The organism is Rhodococcus sp. NPDC004095 (assembly GCF_053604015.1).
This window is the reverse complement of sequence record NZ_JBSGGS010000005.1, coordinates 160,577-179,882: the sequence shown is the minus strand read 5'-3', so window position 1 is coordinate 179,882 and position 19,306 is coordinate 160,577. Positions and strand designations below refer to the sequence as shown.

Annotated in this window: 19 protein-coding genes; 5 read left to right on the top strand and 14 right to left on the bottom strand. The window is 70.2% G+C overall.

What is annotated here, in order from left to right; all coding sequences use genetic code 11:
• Positions 1 to 37: 37 nt before the first annotated feature.
• On the bottom strand, positions 38 to 667 hold the full coding sequence (locus ACWEPG_RS11515) for a TetR/AcrR family transcriptional regulator (RefSeq protein ID WP_450112119.1): 630 nt from the start codon (positions 665 to 667) through the stop codon (positions 38 to 40).
• 161 nt (positions 668 to 828) lie between these two features.
• Between ACWEPG_RS11515 and ACWEPG_RS11510 the strand changes: the two genes are divergently transcribed.
• The gene (locus ACWEPG_RS11510) at positions 829 to 993 is read left to right on the top strand and encodes a hypothetical protein (RefSeq protein ID WP_450112118.1); all 165 of its coding nucleotides are present in this window, start codon (positions 829 to 831) and stop codon (positions 991 to 993) included.
• Between the two features lie 29 nt (positions 994 to 1,022).
• Here the strand turns inward: ACWEPG_RS11510 and ACWEPG_RS11505 are convergent, their stop codons facing one another.
• Entirely contained in the window at positions 1,023 to 1,484 is a 462-nt protein-coding gene (locus tag ACWEPG_RS11505; RefSeq protein WP_450112117.1) for a VOC family protein, read from the bottom strand.
• A gap of 68 nt (positions 1,485 to 1,552) precedes the next feature.
• On the opposite strand from ACWEPG_RS11505, the gene ACWEPG_RS11500 reads away from it, so the two are divergent.
• On the top strand, positions 1,553 to 2,389 hold the full coding sequence (locus tag ACWEPG_RS11500; protein WP_450112116.1) for an NAD-dependent protein deacetylase: 837 nt from the start codon (positions 1,553 to 1,555) through the stop codon (positions 2,387 to 2,389).
• Positions 2,390 to 2,423: 34 nt separating this feature from the next.
• Here the strand turns inward: ACWEPG_RS11500 and proB are convergent, their stop codons facing one another.
• The 10 genes from proB to ACWEPG_RS11450 form a co-directional block, all read right to left on the bottom strand.
• Positions 2,424 to 3,524 (bottom strand): glutamate 5-kinase, encoded by a 1,101-nt coding sequence (proB, locus tag ACWEPG_RS11495; protein WP_450112115.1) that lies wholly within the window; start codon positions 3,522 to 3,524, stop codon positions 2,424 to 2,426.
• A gap of 5 nt (positions 3,525 to 3,529) precedes the next feature.
• Positions 3,530 to 4,990, bottom strand: coding sequence for a GTPase ObgE (gene obgE / locus ACWEPG_RS11490; RefSeq protein WP_450112114.1), 1,461 nt, complete (start codon positions 4,988 to 4,990; stop codon positions 3,530 to 3,532).
• Positions 4,991 to 5,093: 103 nt separating this feature from the next.
• Positions 5,094 to 5,357 (bottom strand): 50S ribosomal protein L27, encoded by a 264-nt coding sequence (rpmA, locus tag ACWEPG_RS11485; protein WP_345343038.1) that lies wholly within the window; start codon positions 5,355 to 5,357, stop codon positions 5,094 to 5,096.
• 43 nt (positions 5,358 to 5,400) lie between these two features.
• Entirely contained in the window at positions 5,401 to 5,712 is a 312-nt protein-coding gene (gene rplU, locus ACWEPG_RS11480) for a 50S ribosomal protein L21 (RefSeq protein WP_387470023.1), read from the bottom strand.
• Positions 5,713 to 5,924: 212 nt separating this feature from the next.
• Positions 5,925 to 9,107 carry a translation initiation factor IF-2 N-terminal domain-containing protein gene (locus ACWEPG_RS11475; protein ID WP_452594408.1) on the bottom strand — a complete coding sequence of 1,061 codons (3,183 nt, stop codon included), beginning with the start codon at positions 9,105 to 9,107 and terminating at the stop codon, positions 5,925 to 5,927.
• A gap of 443 nt (positions 9,108 to 9,550) precedes the next feature.
• A complete protein-coding gene (ndk, locus tag ACWEPG_RS11470; RefSeq protein WP_450112112.1) occupies positions 9,551 to 9,970 on the bottom strand; it encodes a nucleoside-diphosphate kinase in 420 nt (139 codons plus the stop codon).
• Positions 9,971 to 9,989: 19 nt separating this feature from the next.
• Complete coding sequence (locus tag ACWEPG_RS11465; protein ID WP_450112111.1) at positions 9,990 to 10,406, bottom strand: DUF4233 domain-containing protein; 417 nt, start codon at positions 10,404 to 10,406, stop codon at positions 9,990 to 9,992.
• Complete coding sequence (gene folC, locus ACWEPG_RS11460) at positions 10,403 to 11,818, bottom strand: bifunctional tetrahydrofolate synthase/dihydrofolate synthase (RefSeq protein WP_450112110.1); 1,416 nt, start codon at positions 11,816 to 11,818, stop codon at positions 10,403 to 10,405. The genes ACWEPG_RS11465 and folC overlap by 4 nt, the downstream gene beginning before the upstream one ends.
• Positions 11,815 to 14,511 carry a valine--tRNA ligase gene (locus ACWEPG_RS11455; RefSeq protein WP_452594407.1) on the bottom strand — a complete coding sequence of 899 codons (2,697 nt, stop codon included), beginning with the start codon at positions 14,509 to 14,511 and terminating at the stop codon, positions 11,815 to 11,817. Before ACWEPG_RS11455 ends, folC begins: the two co-directional genes overlap by 4 nt.
• 24 nt (positions 14,512 to 14,535) lie before the next feature.
• Positions 14,536 to 15,138: a GNAT family N-acetyltransferase gene (locus ACWEPG_RS11450; RefSeq protein ID WP_452594406.1), complete on the bottom strand. Its 603-nt coding sequence runs from the start codon at positions 15,136 to 15,138 to the stop codon at positions 14,536 to 14,538.
• 78 nt (positions 15,139 to 15,216) lie between these two features.
• Here ACWEPG_RS11450 and ACWEPG_RS11445 point away from each other — a divergent pair, with 78 nt between their 5' ends.
• The 3 genes from ACWEPG_RS11445 to ACWEPG_RS11435 are packed head-to-tail and all read left to right on the top strand — an operon-like array spanning position 15,217 to position 17,407.
• Positions 15,217 to 16,653, top strand: coding sequence for an amidase (locus ACWEPG_RS11445; protein ID WP_452594405.1), 1,437 nt, complete (start codon positions 15,217 to 15,219; stop codon positions 16,651 to 16,653).
• An 11-nt stretch (positions 16,654 to 16,664) separates the two neighbouring features.
• The gene (locus ACWEPG_RS11440; RefSeq protein ID WP_452594404.1) at positions 16,665 to 16,991 is read left to right on the top strand and encodes a DMT family transporter; all 327 of its coding nucleotides are present in this window, start codon (positions 16,665 to 16,667) and stop codon (positions 16,989 to 16,991) included.
• On the top strand, positions 16,988 to 17,407 hold the full coding sequence (locus ACWEPG_RS11435) for a DMT family transporter (RefSeq protein WP_452594403.1): 420 nt from the start codon (positions 16,988 to 16,990) through the stop codon (positions 17,405 to 17,407). The genes ACWEPG_RS11440 and ACWEPG_RS11435 overlap by 4 nt, the downstream gene beginning before the upstream one ends.
• On the opposite strand, the gene ACWEPG_RS11430 is transcribed toward ACWEPG_RS11435, so the two are convergent.
• Complete coding sequence (locus tag ACWEPG_RS11430) at positions 17,342 to 18,142, bottom strand: SDR family oxidoreductase (RefSeq protein WP_452594402.1); 801 nt, start codon at positions 18,140 to 18,142, stop codon at positions 17,342 to 17,344. The genes ACWEPG_RS11435 and ACWEPG_RS11430 overlap by 66 nt on opposite strands.
• 127 nt (positions 18,143 to 18,269) lie before the next feature.
• Positions 18,270 to 19,289, bottom strand: a complete 1,020-nt coding sequence (locus ACWEPG_RS11425) for an iron-siderophore ABC transporter substrate-binding protein (protein WP_452594401.1) — start codon at positions 19,287 to 19,289, stop codon at positions 18,270 to 18,272.
• Positions 19,290 to 19,306 lie beyond the last annotated feature (17 nt).

The following is a 19,306-nucleotide window of genomic DNA, read 5'->3' as shown; positions in this document are numbered from 1 at the left end:
ATCACGCACCGCGGAGCCACCGCGGTGCGTGATGCGTCTATCCGGTCATGTGGAACAGACTGCCCTGGAGCAGCAACTTCAACGCACGCACCGTCGCGTGGTACTCCTCCGGTGTCGCCGTCGCCGCCTGCTCGTTGAGCCCGCGCAGAATCGCGTGGATCACGTTCACAGCGCTGTCGACCTCCACGCCCGAAGCGAGTGCACCGTCCGCGTCCGCCTGCTCGACGATACCGACCACGACACCGCGCAGCGCCGCGAAGATCGAATCGCTGTCCTCGCCGAGATGCAGATGTTCGGCCGCCTCGACCCGGATGGCCCGATCGAATGCAACCGCGAAGGGGTAGTCGCGCATCAGCCGGCCACCCTCGTCGAACACCGCCATGAGCTTGTCGACGACGCCGTCCGCCCGGTCCGCGGCGGCCGTGAACCGAGGAATCGAGAGCTCCGCGAGCTCGAGAAATGTCGCGGTGACGAGCTCGGACTTGTTGGGGAAATAGTGGTAGAGACTGCCGCTGGTGATTCCGGCCGTCCGCGCGATCTCGCGAATGGTGGCACGCGAGTATCCGAGTTCGGCCACACAACGCATCGCCGCCGCGATGATGCGCTCCCGCGTCTCCTCCCCCTTGGACCCCACGGGTCGCCCCAGCGGCAGCGAGGTGGTCGACACGACATCTCCTGATTGGTCGGAAGCTTCTCCGCCAACCTTCTCACACCCGGCCTCGACCCGGCCGGGTCCGACCACCGATGGGCGGTCGCATGCCACGCCCGGGTAGCTGGGGATTCGCCGGGCTCGTCGGCGCGCGGCGCCCGCGCCGATAGCATCAGCTCATGTCGAAGATCGGCAACACGGTCAAATCCCTGTTCAGCAAGCGTCGGCCCGTCACGTCCGAGGACGCCGCCGAAATCGCCGACTGGCTCAACGAGGGCGGCGCACCGCACCCCGACGGCCCGCCGACGGTGATCGACGACGAGGGCAAACACAGGGACCGCTGACGGCGCCCACGGCGTGTGAACCGAAACACCTACGCGTAGAACAGTTCCCGGGCGCGGCGTGCGACCTCCTCGGAGGGGACGTCCTCGACCTTGGTGCACACGGCCCAGCGGTGACCGAACGGGTCGATGAAGACGCCGTGCCGGTCACCGGAGAAGGTGTCCTGCACCTCTGTCACGAGGGTCGCACCCTCTCCGACGGCACGATCGACGAAGGCGTCGCAGTCCTCGACGTACACGACCAGCGAACTGTGCACCCACCCCGGCTCGGGCGCGCGCAGACCGTAGTCGGGCATCTCGTCGGACAGTTGCAGCATCGAGTCGCCGACCCGGATCTCGGCGTGCATCACGCCGCCGCCGGGGGCGTCCATCCGATCGACGATCTCGGCGCCGAGGCCGCGTCGGTAGAAGTCGAGGGCGGCGGCGCCGTCGGGCACTGCGAGGAACGGGGTCAGGGTGCGGTATCCGGCGGGGATGGGATCAACGGTGGTCATGACAGCCAGCCTGCGCCACCGGCAGGCTCAGGGTCTTGAAGATTCACGACAGGGTTAGCCTGGATTCCATGACCGCCACGTCCGTACCGCCGTCGACGGATGTCGCGAACCTGGTGACGCTGATCCGGGGCCGGACCGTGGTCGCGCTGACCGGCGCGGGCATGTCCACGGACTCCGGCATCCCCGACTACCGCGGGCCCGACTCCCCTCCCCGCAACCCGATGACGTACCAGCAGTTCATGGGCGATGCCGAGTTCCGACGGCACTACTGGGCGCGGAACCACCTCGGCTGGCGGTACATGGACGGCACCCGGCCCAACGCGGGGCATCGCGCACTGGCCGCGCTCGAACGGGCCGGCGTGGTACGCGGCGTACTCACCCAGAACGTCGACCTGCTCCACACCAAGGCGGGCAGCAGGTCGGTGATCGACCTGCACGGCAGCTACGCGCAGGTGCGATGCATGGGCTGCGAGCACCGGATCTCGCGCATCGCCCTCGCCGAACGCCTCGACGCCGCGAACCCCGGATTCGCCGAATCCGTCGCCGCCGCAACGGGCGTCGAGATCGCGCCGGATGCCGATGCGGTGATCGAGGAGACCGCACACTTCCGCGTCGTCGACTGCGAACGCTGCGGTGGCATCCTCAAGCCGGACATCGTGTACTTCGGCGAGTCCGTCCCCCGCGACCGCGTCGACGCCGCGTTCGCCATGGTCGAGTCGGCCGATCTGCTGCTGGTGCTGGGCTCGTCGCTGACGGTGATGTCGGGCCTGCGGTTCGTCCGGCGCGCCGCGAAGCTCGGCATGCCCGTCGCGATCGTCAACCGCGGCACCACCCGCGGCGACGAGTTCGCCACCCTCAAGCTCGACGCCGGCTGCTCCGAAACCCTCGCCGCCCTCACCACCTGACCCTTCCCGGTCTTCACCCTCCCCCGCGGATGGGTCAGAGGCGGACCAGGTCGTCGGCGTGGACGACGGGGCGCTGCATGTCGGAGGGCAGCTCCATCGTCGACCGGCCGAGCATCTCCTCGAGTTCGGCTTCGTCGTACGCGACCACCCCGCGCGCCACGGGCGCACCCTCGGGGCCGACGAGCGACACCACGTCGCCACCGAGGAACCGGCCGCTCGTGGCGGTGATGCCCGCGGGCAGCAGCGATCGGCGCTTGTCCACGACCGCGCGGACCGCGCCGGCGTCGAGGTGCAGTTCGCCCTGCGTGTCGGCGGCGTGCCGGACCCAGAACTTGCGCGCCGAGAGCCGGGTGGGCCGGGCCGCGAACGCGGTGCCGACGCTCGCGGTCGACAGTGCCTCCGCGGCGTCGGTCGCGGCGGCGAGCAGCACCGGCACCCCGGAGTCGGCGGCGAGCCGGGCCGCGGACAGCTTCGACGCCATGCCGCCGGTGCCGAGTGCTCCCCCGGAGCCGGCGACCACGCCGTCGAGGTCCTCGGGGCTGGTCACCTCCGGGATCAGCGTCGCACCGCCCTTGCGGGGATCACCGTCGTAGAGGCCGTCGACGTCGGACAGCAGGACCAGCGCGTCGGCGCTGACCAGGTGCGCGACCATCGCCGCGAGCCGGTCGTTGTCACCGAACCGCAGCTCCGCCGTGGCGACGGTGTCGTTCTCGTTGACCACCGCGACCGCGTGCAGTGACCGCAGCCGGTCGAGGGTCCGCTGCGCGTTGCGGTACTGGGTGCGGCGGGCGATGTCGTCGGCGGTGAGCAGCACCTGTCCGACCACCCGGCCGTAGCGGTGGAACGACGTGCCCCAGGCGTGTGCGAGCCGGAGCTGGCCCACGCTGGCCGCGGCCTGCTTGGTCGCGAGGTCCCGGGGACGCCTCGACAACCCGAGCGGGGCGATGCCCGCACCGACCGCGCCCGACGACACGACGACCACATCGGATCCGGCCTGCATCCGCGCCTCGATCGCGTCCGCGAGGGCATCGAGTTTGCGTCGGTCCAAACCGGATTCGAGGCTCGTCAACGCGGACGAGCCGATCTTCACCACGACGCTGCGTGCGCCCGCGATCTGGGTGCGAGTGCTCGACACCCCGGTCACTGGTCTTCGGGGTCCGCGGCCTCGAGGCCGCGCCGAACCCGGTGCGCGTGCTTGCGTTCGGCGGCACCGATGCGATCGACCTGGTCGAGTCGGGCGTCGGTGCCGCGTCCGGTACGGGTGAGATCGACGCCGGCGGGAGTCTGCGGCTCCCAGTCGAAGCTGACGTCACCGATGGTGACCGAGCAACCCGGCTCGGCACCCATCTTGACGAGCTGGTCCTCGACACCGAGCCGGGCCAGCCGGTCTGCGAGGTAGCCAACGGCCTCGTCGTTGTCGAATGCGGTCTGCCGGATCCAGCGCTCGGGACGGGTGCCGCGGACGATGAATCCACCGGGGGTCTCGGGGTCGGCGATGATGCTGAACCCGGTCTCGTCGGCGGCGATCGGCCGGATCACCTGACGCTTCGGCGCAGCCGGCGGATGCGCGATGCGGTACTCCTCGACCATCTTCGCGAGCGCGAAGGTCAAGGGCCGCAGGCCTTCCCTGCTCACCGCGGAGATCGTGAACACGGGCCAGCCGCGCGATTCGAATTCGGGAGTCACCATCTCGGCGAGTTCCGCGGCGTCCGGCACGTCGGCCTTGTTGAGGATCACGATGCGCGGCCGGTCCGCCAGGTCGCCGAGGCTCGCGTCGCCGGACAGGGCGGGCTTGTACGCCGCCAGTTCCGCCTCGAGCGCGTCGACATCGGACACCGGGTCGCGGCCCGGTTCGAGAGTGGCGCAGTCGACGACGTGTGCCAGCACCGCGCACCGCTCGAGGTGACGCAGAAAGTCCAGGCCGAGACCGCGGCCGTCGCTGGCGCCGGGGATCAGGCCGGGCACGTCCGCGACGGTGAAGGTGGTGTCGCCGCTGGAGACGACACCGAGGTTCGGCTGCAGCGTGGTGAACGGGTAGTCCGCGATCTTGGGCTTGGCGGCGGACAGGACGGACACCAGCGACGATTTACCCGCGGACGGGAAACCGACCAGGCCGACGTCGGCGACCGACTTCAGTTCCAGCACCAGGTCGCGCTCGACACCCTCCTCGCCGAGGAGGGCGAAGCCGGGCGCCTTGCGTGCCTTCGACGACAGCGCCGCGTTGCCGAGGCCACCGCGACCGCCCTGCGCGGCGATGAACTGCGTTCCGGTGCCGATCATGTCGGCGAGGATCCGGCCGTCCTTGTCCAGCACGACGGTGCCGTCCGGAACCTTGAGGATCAGGTCGGAACCGTTGCCGCCCTCCCGGTTTCCGCCCTCGCCCTGCCTGCCGTTGGTGGCCTTGGCGCGCGGGTGGAAGTGGAAGTCCAGCAGCGTGTGCACGTTGGAGTCGACGACGAGGACCACGTCACCGCCCCGGCCGCCGTTGCCGCCGTCGGGGCCGCCGAGCGGCTTGAACTTCTCGCGGTGCACGGAGGCGCAACCGTTGCCGCCCTTGCCTGCGCTGACGTGCAGCACCACGCGGTCGATGAATCGTGACATGACTGCCGGATCCCTTTCCTTCAGTCGGTGAAAAGCAAGAGGGGCGGGCCGGGTGTGTGACCCTGGCCCGCCCCTCCTGGAAGCGTTGCTCGAAGCAGCAGACTCAGGCCTGTGCTTCGACCGGAACGATGTTCACGGTCTTGCGTCCACGCTTGGTGCCGAACTCCACGGCACCGGCAGCGAGGGCGAACAGGGTGTCGTCGCCGCCACGGCCGACGTTGACGCCCGGGTGGAAGTGCGTGCCGCGCTGACGCACCAGGATCTCGCCTGCGCTGACGGACTGACCGCCGAAACGCTTCACGCCGAGTCGCTGGGCATTCGAATCGCGACCGTTGCGCGAGCTGGATGCACCCTTCTTATGTGCCATGACGGACCCTCCTGGGTTCTAGAAAAAGTCTCGGAAGTTCGAGTTACTTGATGCCGGTGACCTTGAGGACCGTCAGCTTCTGCCGGTGGCCCTGACGCTTGTGGTAACCGGTCTTGTTCTTGAACTTGTGGATCCGGATCTTCGGGCCCTTGGTGTGCTCGACGACCTCACCGGTGACAGTGACCTTGGCCAGCTTGTCGGCGTCGGTGGTCAGCTCGGATCCGTCGACGACGAGAACCGGGGTCAGCGAGACAGCAGCGCCGGGCTCACCCTCGATCTTCTCGACCTTGACGAGGTCACCAACAGCGACCTTGTACTGCTTTCCGCCGGTCTTGACGATCGCATACGTTGCCATCGACGGCTACCCCTTGCTAGTTCGAACGTGCTCGCGCGGCAGTAGCCACGCGACTGGTCTGGTGTACTTGCTTCCCGGACACCCCCGGCACCCTGTCGGGCGCAGCAGAGCTGTGTCACCGAGTAGCGACCGGTCAAGATTACGGGATGGCGAGAGGCAGGGTCAAACCGCCCCACCCGTCACCATTCCCGTGACCTCGACCGGTCGGCCGCTCACGCCTCCGCGGGCGGTCCCGCGGGACGTCCGGCCGCGCGCCTGCGGGGCCGGCGCTTCGCCACGACGGGTTCCGGCGCGGTGCCGTCACCGCCGGACACCGCCGGCTCCGCGACCGGCGCCTCGACGACGACCGCGGTCGGCTCCTCCACCCGCTCGGGGGCCGCGATGGTGACCACCGTGCCCGACTCCGGGATGTCGGTGGCCGTCGGCGCGGCCGACGCACGGGACGCACGTCGTGCCCGGCGACGCCCACGCGCAGGTGCGGCGGGTGCCTCGATCACCTCGGTGACTACTTCCGGCTCCGCCACCGTGACAGCTTCCGGCTCCGCCACCGTGACAGCTTCCGGCTCCGCCTCGGCGACAGCGGCCGGCTCGACCACCGCGACAACTTCGGGCTCCGCCGCTGCGACAGCTTCCGGCTCCGCCTCGGCGACTGCTTCGGGCTCCGCCTCCGCAGCAGCGGCCGGCTCGACCACTGCGACGACTCCGGGCTCCGCCTGCGTGGTGGTCTCCGGTTCGCCGGCCTTCACCTCACCCGAAGGCTCCGCGGGCTCTGCGGGTGCCTCCTCGTCGTGCAGGTGCGCGGCCATCGCGAGTGCCACCGGGTGGGCGCGCTTGGCGGTCGCGTCCGCTTCGGGGGTGTGTCCGTTCTTCTCCACCACCGGCTGTTCGGCGGGCGCGGCCGACTTGTCGCGGCCCCGCTTGCGACGGCCACCGCCCGACTCGCCCTTGCCCTGAGTCCGCGCGCCACCGTCGTCACCGGAGCGCACCTCGACGGGGTCGGCGTGCACGATGATGCCGCGTCCGTGGCAGTGCTCACACGTGGTGGAGAACGCCTCGACGAGGCCGGTGCCCAGCTTCTTGCGGGTCATCTGGACCAGGCCCAGCGAGGTGACCTCGGAGACCTGGTGGCGGGTGCGGTCCCGGCCGAGCGCCTCGGTGAGCCGGCGCAGGACCAGGTCCCGGTTCGACTCGAGCACCATGTCGATGAAGTCGACGACGATCATGCCGCCGATGTCGCGCAGCCGCATCTGCCGCACGATCTCCTCGGCGGCTTCGAGGTTGTTGCGGGTGACGGTCTCCTCGAGGTTGCCGCCGGATCCCGTGAACTTGCCGGTGTTGACGTCGACGACGGTCATCGCCTCGGTGCGGTCGATGACCAGGGTGCCGCCGGACGGCAGCCACACCTTGCGGTCGAGCGCCTTGGCCAGCTGCTCGTCGATCCGCTTGACCGCGAAGATGTCCGGTCCACCGGACTGCGGCTCGTACCGCTCGACCCGCGGCAGCAGGTCGGGGGCGACGGTTTTGATGTAGTTCTCCACCGTCGACCAGGACTTCTCGCCCTCGATGACGATCTTGGAGAAGTCCTCGTTGAACAGGTCGCGCACGACCTTCACCAGCAGGTCGGGTTCCTCGTAGAGGGCCTTCGGGTTGCCCGACTTGCCCTTGTCCGCGGCCTCGGCCTGCTTCTCGATCTCGCTCCACTGCGACTGCAACCGCTGCACGTCGCGGGCGAGCTCCTCTTCGCTGACGCCCTCGGCGGCGGTGCGGATGATCACACCGGCCTCCGGCGGCACGACCTCGCGCAGGATCTCCTTGAGACGCTTGCGTTCGGTGTCGGGCAGCTTGCGGCTGATTCCGGTGGACGTGCCGCCCGGCACGTACACGAGGAACCGGCCCGCGAGGGAGATCTGCGTGGTCAGCCGGGCACCCTTGTGTCCGACGGGGTCCTTGGAGACCTGAACCAGCACCTGGTCGCCGGGCTTGAGTGCCTGCTCGATCTTGCGGCTGTTCCCGCCCAGTCCGGCGGCATCCCAGTTGACCTCGCCGGCGTACAGGACACCGTTGCGTCCGCGTCCGATGTCGATGAACGCGGCCTCCATCGACGGCAGCACGTTCTGCACGCGGCCGAGGTAGACGTTGCCGACCATCGACGCGGACGCCGACGTGGTGACGAAGTGCTCGACGAGGACCTCGTCCTCGAGCACCGCCACCTGGGTCAGGCCGTCGGGGTGCGCGGCACCGCTCTTCTCGCGGACCACCATCACCCGGTCCACCGCCTCGCGGCGGGCCAGGAACTCGGACTCGGTCAGGATCGGCGGACGCCGACGGCCGGCGTCACGTCCGTCGCGACGGCGCTGCCGCTTCGCCTCGAGCCGGGTGGAGCCGGAGATGCCCTGCACCTCGTCCTTCGCCCGGGCCTTGGTGCGGGGTTCACGTTCGTGGACCACCGTCGCGACACCGTCGTCCTCGGTGGTGTCGGTGTCGGCGCTGCCCTTGCGGCGGCGGCGACGACGGCGGCGACGGCTGGTTCCGCCTTCCTCGCCCTCGGTCTCCTCGCCCTCGACCGCTTCGCCCTCGGTTTCTGCCTCCGCGGTTTCGGCGCCCTCGGACTCCGGGCCGCCGGACGTCTCCTCGGCGGTCTCGGCCTCGGTCGGCTCTGCCTCTTCGGTGGTCTCGCTCTCCGAGCCCTGCTCGCCTCGGCCACGCCCTCGGCCACGGCGGCCACGGCGGCGGCGACGGCCGTGACCCTCGCCGGTCTCGTCCTCGGCGTGCGCTTCGGCGGGCGCCTCGGTCGCGGCCTCCTCCGTCGCGGTCGGCTCGACGACCGCGGGCTCGGCGGCAGCCGGCTCGGCGACCCCAGCGGTGGTGACCTCGATCGGCGCGGCCTCGTCGGGAGCCGCGGCCTCTCGTCGGGCACGGCGACGACGCGGGGCGGGCTCGGCGACCGGGGCCTCGGGCTGCAGGAACAACGGCGCCTGGAACAGCGGAGCCTCGTCCGCCGGGGCGGGCGCCTGCTCGGTGTCCACGTCGGTGAACAGGCCCGGCTGTTCGGGGATCTGCGCCTCGGCGATCAGATCGGCTCCGGCCCGCACCGCTTCGGCGGTGGGCTCGGCACCGGTGGGCTCGGCACCGGCGGGCTCGGCACCGGCGGGCTCGGCACCGGTGGGCTCGGCCGGCGCGGCTTCGGGCGCACTCTGCGCGGCGTGCACGCGTTCGGCGAGCGCGCGGTCGAGGCTGGACTGCGCGCTGCGCAGTTCCACACCGAACTCGGCGAGCTGGGCGAGGACCTGCTTGCTGGTCAGTCCCAGCATCTTCGCCAGCGCGTGGACGCGCATCTTCTCCGGGAAGGCCGGCTCGGTGGGCTGTGAAGTTTCGGGCGGCGCTTGATCGGCCACGTAAGTCTCCTCGGGCCCCCGGGCGCGTCCACCCATACGGATGTGCGCGGCCACTCGAGGGCGCTGTCTGTGTGCTCACACCTGGGTGTGAGTTCGTCTGGTCTCGCCCCGCACGGTTTGTCGGTGATCGAAGCGGTCACGTCCAATTCGTGCGGCGCCTGGCAGGCTGATCTCCGCGTCCCGTGCGCCTGATCATCCAGCGTGCCGACGGGGAGGGATTTCCTCCGCCGGGCGGCAGCGATGCGGGCATCGAGTCGTGGTGTCATCCGGTCGGACCACACCCGAATTCGAGTCACCACGAAGCGGGTGCGGGTCGACCGTCACCAGTATCCCACACGTCGAGTGCGGCCCGCGCCAACGCCGCACCACAGCCGCCCGAAACCGCCTCAGGTTCCCCGGCGCGCGGCCGGGGAACCTGAGGCGGGTCGTGAGTGTGGGGAACTTCAGGAGCGGGCGAGCTGCGGGAACCAGAGCGCGATCTCGCGCTCGGCGGACTCGGTCGAATCCGATCCGTGCACGAGGTTCTGCTGACCGTCGAGGGCGTAGTCGCCGCGAATGGTCCCGGGGAGCGCCTTCTCGACAGGGTCGGTGCCGCCGGCGATCTGCCGGAACGCGGCGATGGCGCGGTGACCCTCGACGACGGCCGCGACGAGCGGGCCGGAGGTGATGAACTCGAGCAGGTCCGGGTAGAACGAACGCTCGGCGTGCTCGGCGTAGTGCTTGCCCGCGACGTCGACGTCGGCGGTCCGCATCTCCAGCGCGGCGACGGACAGGCCCTTGCGCTCGACTCGCGCGAGGATGTCCCCGACGAGGTTGCGGGCAACGCCGTCGGGCTTGATCAGTACCAGGGTGCGCTCAGTCACGGGGTGTCAGAGTAGTGGGTCAGTCCCGCTGGCCGTGAAGCAGTCCCCGCTCGATCCGCGTCTGGATGTCCTTGCGCAGATACAGCAGGTACATCCACACCGCGGCGAAGACCAGGCCCATCACACCGATCGCCGGATGGATGAACCAACCCGCGATCAGCGCCACCTGCAGGCCGAGGTCCAGGCCCAACGCCCACGGACGGGACTGCACACCGCACGCCAGGATCATCAGGACACCCAGGACGGTCAGATACACGATCGAGCCGGTACCGATGCCCGTACCGAGCTTGGCGACCGCGGGGATCCCGAGGAACACCACGATGGCCTCGAGGATCAGGGTGCCGGAGCACACGCCGCGGAATCCCTTCCACGGGTCGGTGGTGGGCGGCTTGAATCCGCCGAATTCGTCTGCCGCCGAGTTGTCGGGGGTGCTCACGCGGGGTCCTTTCCGAACAGGGTGCGGGCCTCACCCGCGGTGACGACGGATCCGGTCACGACGACGCCGGCTCCCGAGATGGCCTCGCCGGGTTCGGCGACCTCCTCTGCCAGCCCGATCGCCGTCTCGAGCGCATCCGGGAGGGTCGGTGCCACCACCACCCGTTCGTCGCCGAAACGGGCGACGGCCAGATCGGCGAGCTGCTCGACGTCCATCGCGCGGGGAGAGCCGTTGCGGGTGACGACGATCTCGTCGAACACCGGCTCGAGCGCGGTGAGAATGCCGTCGGCGTCCTTGTCCCCGAGAACCGCGACGACACCGACGAGCTTGCGGAAATCGAACTCGGCGGCCAGGGCCGCGGCGAGCGCGCGAGCGCCGTCGGGATTGTGCGCGGCGTCGAGGAACACCGTCGGCGCGCTGCGGACCCGTTCGAGCCGACCCGGATTCGTCAGGGACGCAAAGCCTTCACGGATCGCGTCGACGTCGAGTTGCCGGTCCGGGCCTGCGCCGAAGAACGCCTCGACCGCGGCGAGGGCGAGGGCGGCGTTGCGCGCCTGGTGCTCGCCGTGCATCGGCAGGAAGATGTCGGTGTACACGCCGCCGAGGCCCTGCAGTTCGAGTTGCTGCCCGCCGACGGCGATCTGCCGGGCCAGGACCTTGAACTCCGATCCCTCGCGCGCGACGGCGGCGTCCGCCTCGACGGCGCGACGCAGGAGTACGTCCATCACCTCGGGTTCCTGCTGCGCCAGGATCGCCACGGTGTCGCGCGGGACCAGCGAGTCGGGCGCCTTCTTGATGATCCCGGCCTTCTCGGCGGCGATACCGGCGAGATCGGTACCCAGATACTCGGCGTGGTCGAGGCTGATCGGAGTGATCACCGCGACCTGACCGTCGATGACATTCGTTGCGTCCCAGCGGCCCCCGAGCCCGACCTCGATGACGCCGACGTCGACGGGCGCCTCGGCGAACGCGGCGAACGCCATCGCGGTGAGCACCTCGAACTTGCTCATCGCCGGGCCGCCCGCGGCCTGCGACTGGGCGTCCACCATCTGGATGTACGGCGCGAGCTCGTTGTAGGTGTCGACGTAGGTGCGCGGCGAGATCGGCGTGCCGTCGATGCTGATCCGCTCGGTCGCCAGCTGCAGGTGCGGACTGGTGGTCCGGCCCACCCGGCGATGCAGCCGGGTGAGCAGGGCGTCGACCATCCGGGTCACCGACGTCTTGCCGTTGGTTCCGGCGACGTGGATCGCCGGGTATGCCTGCTGCGGCGACCCGAGCAGGTCCATCAGCGCCGCGATCCGGGTCAGGGACGGCTCGATCTTCGTCTCGGGCCAACGCTTGTCGAGTTCCGCCTCGACCAGTGCCAGCTCCGCGAGATCCACCGGGGACGGTGTCCCCTGCTCGTCGCTCACGCCTGACCCAACTCCTTCAGTCGCGCGGTGATGCGGGCGATCTCCTCCTGCGCCACCTGCTGCCGGCCGCGGATCTTGTCCACGACGGCGTCGGGCGCCTTGGCGAGGAACGCCTCGTTGCCCAGCTTCGCGGCAGTTCCGGCGAGTTCCTTCTCGGCGACCGCGAGATCCTTCTCCAGTCGCTTGCGCTCGGCGCCGAGGTCGACGGCACCGGAGGTGTCGAGCTCGACGGTGACGGTGGCGCGGCTCAGCCGCACCTCCACCGATGCGGTGGCGGCGAACCCGTCCGCGGGCTCGGTGAGCTTGGCGAGCGAGGAGACTGCCGCCAGCTGGCCCTCGATGTCCGCGTCGGCAGCGCCGGTCAGCCGGGCGGCCACCTTCTGGGACGGCTTGAGGCCCTGGTCGCTGCGGAACCGGCGGATCTCGGTGACAAGTTTCTGCAGGTCACCGATCCGGCGGGCGGAGTCGGCGTCGGCAGGGACGCCGGTTGCGGACGGCCAGGACGCGATCACCACGGACTCGCCACCGGTGAGCACCTTCCACAGGGTCTCGGTGACGAACGGGATCACCGGGTGCAGCAGACGCAGCAGCGTGTCGAGGACGTTGCCGAGCACAGCCTTGGTGCCGTCGGCGTGCACGGAGCCCTCGGCCACCTGGACCTTGGCCAGTTCGAGGTACCAGTCGCAGACCTCGTCCCACGCGAAGTGGTACAGCGCCTCGCACGCCTTGGAGAACTCGAAGCGCTCGAACGCCTCGTCGACCTCGGTGCGGACCTGCTCGAGGCGGTCCAGGATCCAACGGTCGGCGTCGGTGAGCTGCTCGCGCGGCGGCAGGTCGGCTACGACGGCGCCGTTCATGAGCGCGAACTTGGTGGCGTTGAACAGCTTGTTCGCGAAGTTACGGGACGACTGCGCGTGGTCCTCACCGACCGCGAGGTCGCTGCCCGGGTTGGCACCGCGGGCCAGGGTGAAGCGCAGCGCGTCGGCGCCGAAACGGTCCACCCAGTCCAGCGGGTCGATGCCGTTGCCGCGGGACTTCGACATCTTCTTGCCGAACTGGTCGCGGACCAGGCCGTGCAGGAACAGGTCGGTGAACGGCACGGTGCCGAGCCCAATTCGCTCGTCGCTTCGCTCGCCGTCACCCTGCACCGCGTCGTCGCCGGAGACGTACGTACCGAACATCATCATCCGGGCCACCCAGAAGAACAGGATGTCGTAGCCGGTGACGAGAACGCTGGTGGGATAGAACTTCTCGAGCTCAGGAGTCTTGTCCGGCCAGCCCATCGTGGAGAACGGCCACAGTCCGGACGAGAACCAGGTGTCGAGGACGTCGGGATCCTGTTCCCAGCCCTCGGGAGCGGTCTCGTCGGGGCCGAAGCACTGCACCTCGCCGTTCGGGCCGTACCAGATCGGGATCCGGTGGCCCCACCACAGCTGGCGGGAGATGCACCAGTCGTGCATGTTGTCGACCCACGCGAACCAGCGCGGTTCCTGGCTGGCCGGGTGGATGGTGGTCTCGCCGTTCCGGACCGCGTCGCCGGCAGCCTTGGCGAGCGAGTCGACCTTGACCCACCACTGCATCGACAGCCGCGGCTCGATGGTCTCGCCGGACCGCTCGGAGTGGCCGACGCTGTGCACGTACGGACGCTTCTCGGCGACGACGCGCCCCTGCTCGGCGAGGGCCTCGCGCACCTTCACCCGGGCCTCGAACCGGTCCATGCCGTCGAATTGCGTTCCGGTGTCGGCGATCTTGCCGGTCTTGTCCATGATGGTCGGCATCGGCAGGTTGTGCCGCAGGCCCATCTCGAAGTCGTTGGGGTCGTGCGCCGGGGTGATCTTCACGGCGCCGGTGCCGAACTCGGGGTCGACGTAGTCGTCGGCGATGATCGGGATCCGGCGGCCGGTGAACGGGTGCTCGAGGGTGGTGCCGACCAGGTGCTTGTAGCGCTCGTCCTCGGGGTGCACGGCGACGGCGGTGTCGCCGAGCATGGTCTCGACGCGGGTGGTCGCGACGATCACGTGCGGCTCGGCGTCGTCGAGGGAGCCGTAGCGCAGCGACACGAGCTCGCCCTCGACCTCCTCGAACTTCACCTCGATGTCGGAGATCGCGGTCTGCAGCACCGGCGACCAGTTGACCAGGCGCTCGGCGCGGTAGATCAGGCCGTCGTCGTAGAGCCGCTTGAAGATGGTCTGGACGGCACGGGACAGCCCGTCGTCCATGGTGAAACGGTCCCGGGACCAGTCGACGCCGTCGCCGATGCGACGCATCTGGCCCTGGATGGTGCCGCCGGACTCTCGCTTCCAGTCCCACACCCGCTCGATGAACGCCTCGCGGCCGAGGTCTTCCTTCTTGGTGCCGTCGGCGGCGAGCTGCTTCTCGACGATGGTCTGGGTGGCGATACCGGCGTGGTCCATGCCCGGCAGCCACAGCACCTCGTAGCCCTGCATCCGCTTGCGGCGGGTCAGCGCGTCCATCAGGGTGTGGTCGAGGGCGTGGCCCATGTGCAGGCTGCCGGTGACGTTCGGCGGCGGCAGGACGATGGAGTAGCCGGGCTTGTCGCTGGTCGCGTCGGCCTCGAAGTATCCGGCCGCTACCCAGCCCTCGTACAACTGCTCCTCGACGGTGCTGGGGTCCCAGCTCTTCGGGAGGGCGTCGGCGGGGTTCTTGGGGTCTTGCGGCGCGGCACTGGTCACCTGCGCAATTCTAGAGAACGGCACCTACCGTGGTTCGCGCCACATGGCCCACAGCGTGGGACCACCGTCGGGTATCACGATTTCTCGGGTCACCTCGAAGCCGAAGCGCTGGTAGTAGGGCACGTTCGACTCCTTGCTCGACTCGAGGTAGGCGGGCGCGTGTTCGATGTCGCAGCGGTCGAGGCGCGACCGCATCAGTTCCCGGCCGTGACCCGCGCCCCGGGCAGACGGGTCGGTCCCGATGGCGCTGAGGTACCAGTGCGGCTCCTCCGGATGCACCGACTCCATCGTCTCGCCCACCGCGCGAGCGACGCCGGCGCGGCGGCCGAACGCCCGCATGATCGAGGGCATCATCAACACCTGGGTCCACCCGGACTGGCGCCAGTGGCCGGGGGGATCCCACAACGTGGCCCCGACGGTGCCGCCGTCCACTGCGGCCAGCTCGACCCCGCCGTGCGCCAGGTGGTGATGCCGGGTGAAGGCGGCGAACATCCGCGGCAGGCCTCGCCGCCGGTCCGCGGCGTCGGGCCACATCCACGTCATCACCGGGTCGTCGTCGAAGGCCCGCGCCAGCACGCGGGCGGTTGCGGGGACGTCGGATCGGGTGGCGGCGCGCACGGTGGCCATGCCCGAGGCTAACCCGACTGCGCTCTCGGGTACCGAAATTCGATGGCCGATCCGCCGCCTCCAGGGTGTGATGGCACGGTGCATCTCCACGAATACGCGAGCCTCGACGCGGTCGGGCTGGCCACCGCGATCCGGTCCGGGGACGTGACCGCGGCCGAGGTCGAGTCGGTTGCGCGGCGCGCACTCGACGCGGTGAACGCCGACCTGAATGCGTTGACGCTGCCCCTGTTCGACCCTGCCCCGGTGGCCGACCCGACCGGACCGCTCGCGGGGGTGCCGTTCGTGGTCAAGGACAGCGGCCCGTTCGTGCGGGGAGTGCCGTTCACCCTGGGCAGCCGTGCGATCCGTGGCGCGGTCGCGCGCGAGGACCACGTACTCATGGGGCGACTGCGATCGGCCGGGCTGGTCGCGTTGGGTCAGAGCACCGCTCCCGAGCTGGGGTTGAACTTCGCGACCGAATCCCGTCGATACGGGACGACGCGCAACCCGTGGGACCCGACCCGAGGGACCGGCGGGTCGAGCGGCGGCTCGGCCGCGCTGGTCGCGGCGGGTGCGGTACCGATCGCCCACGGCAACGACGGCGCCGGGTCGCTGCGGGTGCCCGCGTCGTGTTGCGGACTGGTCGGGCTGAAACCGAGCCGGGGCCGAGTGCCGGTGGAGTCGTCCCTCTCGGGCGAAGCCTCGGGCAGTGTTCCCGCCGGCGAGGTCGGATTCGGGCAGGTGTACGAGTTCGGGCTGACCCGCACGGTGCGGGACTGCGCGACACTCCTGGACGCGGTCAGCGGACCGATCGTCGGTGAGAAGTACGCCGCGGCTCCCCCGGCCCGGCCGTACGCCACCGCCGCCCGCACCGATCCCGGCCGGCTGCGGATCGCGGTGTCCACGGCCGCCGGCGCCCCGGTCGACCGTCAGGTCGCCGACGCGGCGGTGAACGTCGGGCGGGTGCTCGAGTGGATCGGGCACGACGTCGTCGAGGGTGCCCCGCCGGTCGATGCGGACGACGTGGTCGAGGCGTGTGCGCTCACCGCGTACGCCACCGGGGCGGCGATGCTGCGGGCACCGGTGCGTCCGAGTCCCGATCTGCTCGAAGCTGTTTCGAGGGTCGTGCTCGGCGAGACCGCCGCGGCGACGATGCTCGACGTCGCTGCCGGACTCGACGCGCAGGGCCGCGTGACCCGTGCGGTGGGCACGTTCTTCACGACCGTCGACGTGCTGGTGACGCCGACGCTGGCGCAGCTGCCCCCACCCCACGGCACGCTCGACTACGACGAGGACGGCCACACGGTGCGCTCGTGGATCCGCCGGATTCTCGAGGTCGGCCCGTTCACCGCCGCGTTCAACATCTCCGGCAATCCGGCGATCAGCCTGCCCCTCGGGCAGAGCCGTGAGGGACTGCCGATCGGGGTGCAGCTCGTCGCCGCGGTCGGACGCGAGGACCTGCTGCTTGCGGTCGCGGCGCAACTCGAGCAGGCGGTGCCGTGGCGTGAACGCCAACCACCGGTGTTCGCCGACTAGGTTTGGCGGCCATGACGACGGCGTGGATCTTCCTGGCGGTGGCGATCTGCGCGGAAGTGGCGGGCACCAGCCTGCTTCCGCGCAGCGACGGGTTCCGCAGGCCCGGTCCGACCGTCGCGGTGCTGGGCCTGTACGGCGCGGCGCTGTACTGCCTGTCGCAGGCCCTGCGCCAATTGGATGTCGGGGTGGCGTACGCGGTGTGGGCCGGCGTCGGCACCGCCGTCATCGCGGCGATCGGGATGCTGATCCTGCACGAACCCCGCTCGGCGTCGAAGATCGTCGGGATCGGTCTGGTGATCGCCGGTGTCGTCGCACTGAACCTCGGTGGTGTCGCGTGACCGCCCGAGCGCGTGCGTGGGCGTTCCTCGCGGCGGCGATCACCAGCGAGATCATCGCCACCGTCCTGCTCGACAGCACCGAACAGTTCACCCGGCCCGCCCTGTCACTGGTCGTGATCGCCGGCTACGTCACCTCGTTCGCGTGCATGGCGCAGGCGTTGCGAACCCTCCCGGTGAGCCTGACCTACGCGCTGTGGTCGGGCATCGGCACCGCGGCGGTCGCGGTGATCGGGGTGCTGCTGCTCGGTGAGCCGCTCTCGATCGCGAAGGTGGCGGGCCTGGCCCTCATCGTCGCCGGTGTGGTGGTGCTCAATCTCGGCGGCGACCATCACGACACCTCGGTCGCGGACTCAGCGCAGGCCGTGCCGCCGGGCGATCATCTTCTCGACGAGCCCGCGGGGCGCGATCCGGCGTAGCGCGAACACCACCGGCGCGTTGCTGCCGACCGCGTACAGCGGCTTCGGCTTGTCCGCGTCGATGGCGGCGAGCACGGTCTGCGCCACCCGGTCGGCGGTGATGCCGGACCGTTCGTTGGCGTCGAGATGTTCGATCATCGTGCGGTAGTCGGCGGTGTAGGGCGACCCCTCGGCAAGATAGTGGGTGCGGCGCTCACCGATGCCGGTGCTGATCGACCCGGGTTCGACGGTGGTGATCGCAACCCCGAAGGGTGACACCTCACGTCGCGCGGCGGTCGCGAAGCCCTTGATCGCTGCCTTCGTCGCCACGTACGAGGAGCGGTGTGCGAGGGGGAAACTCGCGAGCATCGACCCGACCATCACCACGCGCCCGTAGTGCCGGGCCCGCATGCCGGGAAGCAGCAACTGGGTCAGGCGGACCGCCCCGAACACGTTGGTGCGGAACAGTCGCTCGATCGCCTCCATCGGCAGTTCCTCGAGTGGCCCGCTCTGGCTCTCCCCCGCGTTGTTCACCAGCACGTCCACCGCACCCGCGGCCTCGGCGCACGCGACGATGCTCGCCTCGTCGGTCAGGTCCAGCGGCAGGTACTCGACGCCGGGGATCGGGTGTGGGAGCGACGACGGGTTCCGGCTGGTGCCGTACACCTTCCAGCCGCGACCGGCGAGCGCCCGTGCCACGGCTTCGCCGATGCCCGACGACGCTCCGGTGACCAACGCTGTCCGAGTAACACTCATGCCTCGACCGCCCCTTCGTGCCGTGCCCCGCGCCGGCGATGCCGGCTGTCTCCGCCCGGGCACGCGTGCCGACGAACCTAGCCCATGACGGTGTCGTACGGGCCCGAGACGGTGCAGCCCGCGAACCTCACCAGGCGCCGGGCACGGTGCGCGGCCCGTGTCCGGCCAGCAGCGGCGCGATCCGTGGAGGAATCTCCTCCAGCGCGTAGGGCAGTGACAGCACGGTGCTCCACGCCATCGCCTCGGCCGCGTCGTCCTCGAGGACGACGATCCGCCCTTCTCTGACTGCGCGCAGATCCGCGTAGACCGGCGTCCGGTCGAGTTCGGCGCGGAGTTTGTCGCCGAAGCCGCCGCCGGCGTACCAGACGAGCAGATCGGCATCGGCGAGGGTGAGCTGCTCGGTGCTGATCGGCGCGAAGTTGGTTCCGGTGACCTGCTGGGTGACGGGCGGGTTGACGAAACCGAGTTCGGTGAAGAACCGAACCTTCGGGTCCTCGGGACCGTAGACGCCGAACTGACCCGGCCCTTTGAGCGCGCCGACGATCACGGTCCTGCCCGCGAACGACGGATTCGCGGCGGCCACCTCGGTGAACCGTCCCTGCACCGACCGGACGAGTTCGTTGGCCTTCGCCGACCGGCCCAGCGCCTTGCCGATGACCCGGGTCTGGATCTGCCACGGCACACCGAAGTCGGCGAACTCGTCCGGCTGTGCGACGGTCGGGGCGAGCACGGAGAGCATGTCGTGTTCGCGCAATGTGAGCCCGGAGTAGGTGCCGACGATCAGGTCGGGGTCGGTCGAGGCGACAGCCTCGACGTCGATGCCGCTGCTCGAGGTACCGACGACAGTCGGGTGCGCGCCGCCGAGCAGGTCGTGGGCCCACGGCCAGGTCGCGTCGGGCTTGTCGCCGTACCAGTCGAACACCCCGACGGGGATCACGCCCAGGGCGAGGACCACGTCGTGGTCGTTGTAGCCGACGCTGACGACACGGTGCGGGTCGGCACCGACGACGGTGCGACCGTAGCGTGTCGTCAGCGTGGCGCCGGTCGACGCCTCGGTCTGCTCGCCACCGCCGCAGCCGACCCCCGCGGACGTGAGCACGGCCCCCCACGTCCCGATCAGAAACCCGCGACGTGTCAGCCCGGCCATCGCACCACCCTCCCTCG

Coding starts and splice junctions, on each gene's coding strand:
- obgE (WP_450112114.1), bottom strand. CDS start 4,990: ATGTCACGATTCATCGACCGCGTGGTGCTGCACGTCAGCGCAGGCAAG.
- ACWEPG_RS11510 (WP_450112118.1), top strand. CDS start 829: ATGTCGAAGATCGGCAACACGGTCAAATCCCTGTTCAGCAAGCGTCGG.
- ACWEPG_RS11425 (WP_452594401.1), bottom strand. CDS start 19,289: ATGGCCGGGCTGACACGTCGCGGGTTTCTGATCGGGACGTGGGGGGCC.
- rplU (WP_387470023.1), bottom strand. CDS start 5,712: ATGGCAACGTATGCGATCGTCAAGACCGGCGGAAAGCAGTACAAGGTC.
- rpmA (WP_345343038.1), bottom strand. CDS start 5,357: ATGGCACATAAGAAGGGTGCATCCAGCTCGCGCAACGGTCGCGATTCG.
- ACWEPG_RS11505 (WP_450112117.1), bottom strand. CDS start 1,484: ATGACCACCGTTGATCCCATCCCCGCCGGATACCGCACCCTGACCCCG.
- ACWEPG_RS11430 (WP_452594402.1), bottom strand. CDS start 18,142: ATGAGTGTTACTCGGACAGCGTTGGTCACCGGAGCGTCGTCGGGCATC.
- ACWEPG_RS11450 (WP_452594406.1), bottom strand. CDS start 15,138: ATGGCCACCGTGCGCGCCGCCACCCGATCCGACGTCCCCGCAACCGCC.
- ACWEPG_RS11500 (WP_450112116.1), top strand. CDS start 1,553: ATGACCGCCACGTCCGTACCGCCGTCGACGGATGTCGCGAACCTGGTG.
- ACWEPG_RS11440 (WP_452594404.1), top strand. CDS start 16,665: ATGACGACGGCGTGGATCTTCCTGGCGGTGGCGATCTGCGCGGAAGTG.